This is a genomic window from Streptomyces sp. NPDC029138, from assembly GCF_055564375.1.
On record NZ_JBVHWM010000150.1, the window covers coordinates 1 to 1,237 of the forward strand.

A 1,237-nucleotide genomic window follows, 5' to 3' on the forward strand; every position below is an offset into this window, starting at 1 on the left:
CGTGTCGTCCCCCAGCACCCACCGCACCGCATAGGAGGCCCCACCGTGGGACGCCCCATTGACGCCCGCGGGTGGTATTTCGAGGTCGAGGACACGACCCCGACAACGCCCGTATGGCACCGCCTGCCCAACATCAACAGTTGGACCTACAACCCGTCGGAGAACGAGGAGACGGCCGACACCACGACCAACGACAGCGAGGGGTATCACGAGCAAGACGTGATGCAGAGGGGCGCGACGTTGGAGGTCTCCGGCCTGTACGCCGTGACCGGCACCGTCCGCGACCCCGGACAGGACTACGTCGACAACGTCTGGGCGTACAAGTTCGGCAGCGAGTCGCGCGGCCGGATGCGCTACCGGCACCGGACACAGACCGAGTGGACCGTGTGGGAATGCACGATGACCCCGGGCGAGAACGGCGGCGAGCACAACGCCAAGGTGAGCTGGGGCGCGACGTTCACCCGTTGCGGCGCCCCGACGACTGAGGCCGTCGTGCCGGACGGGGGCGCGTGACCGTGATCGAGAACCACGACCAGGCCCTCGACCTCGACGTCGAGCAGGGCGACGACGTCGCCGACTTCGACGCCTTCTTTGCCGAGCAGGCGCAGCCGCGCCCCCGCGGTGTCCCGCTGCGCCTGTTCGGCCGGACCTACAACCTCCCGCCGAGCCTGCCCGCGCTCTACATGCTCCAGCTCCACCGCGTCATGCGCAGCACGAACCCGGAGGACATCAACCGCCTGTTGGCCGCCCTGTTCGGCCCCGAGGCCGTCAACCACTGGGCCGAGAACGGGATGGACGACCGACAGCTCGGCGTCGTCCTGATGTGGTCGACGGCGAACGTCGCCTCGCCCGGTTCGCTGAGCATGGAGCAGGCCGCCGCCGAGTACGACAAGCGCGAGGCCGCCAAGGGAAAAGCGCGGGCGGCGACGACCAGGCCGAGGCCGAAGAACCACCGCCCGAAGGGCAAGGGGAAGCGGCCGAACTCTGGTCGGCGGTAGTCCGCCACTGGGGCGCGGTCGAGGCCGACCTACGCCGCGAGTACAAGCTCACCGCCGCCGAGGTCGCACGGCTCACCGTGCGCGAGTTCCTGGTCTGCCTCGGCGGCCTGTCTTCCGAGTCCCGGTTCGCCCGCGTGTGGCGCGCGACGCCGCGCGTTGTGTCGGACCCCGACGAGATCGCACGACTCACCGGCAGGTGAGCAGCACAACGACAACTGAATAGCGCGCCCCGCCGGGCG

General features: G+C 69.8%; 2 protein-coding genes. Both read left to right on the forward strand.

Annotated features, from left to right (window positions below; translation table 11 throughout):
- Window positions 1–45 precede the first annotated feature (45 nt).
- On the forward strand, window positions 46–513 hold the full coding sequence (locus ACZ4WH_RS43980) for a phage tail tube protein (protein WP_468191980.1): 468 nt from the start codon (window positions 46–48) through the stop codon (window positions 511–513).
- Window positions 510–998 (forward strand): hypothetical protein, encoded by a 489-nt coding sequence (locus tag ACZ4WH_RS43985; RefSeq protein WP_468191983.1) that lies wholly within the window; start codon window positions 510–512, stop codon window positions 996–998. Before ACZ4WH_RS43980 ends, ACZ4WH_RS43985 begins: the two co-directional genes overlap by 4 nt.
- The last annotated feature ends 239 nt before the right edge of the window (window positions 999–1,237 follow it).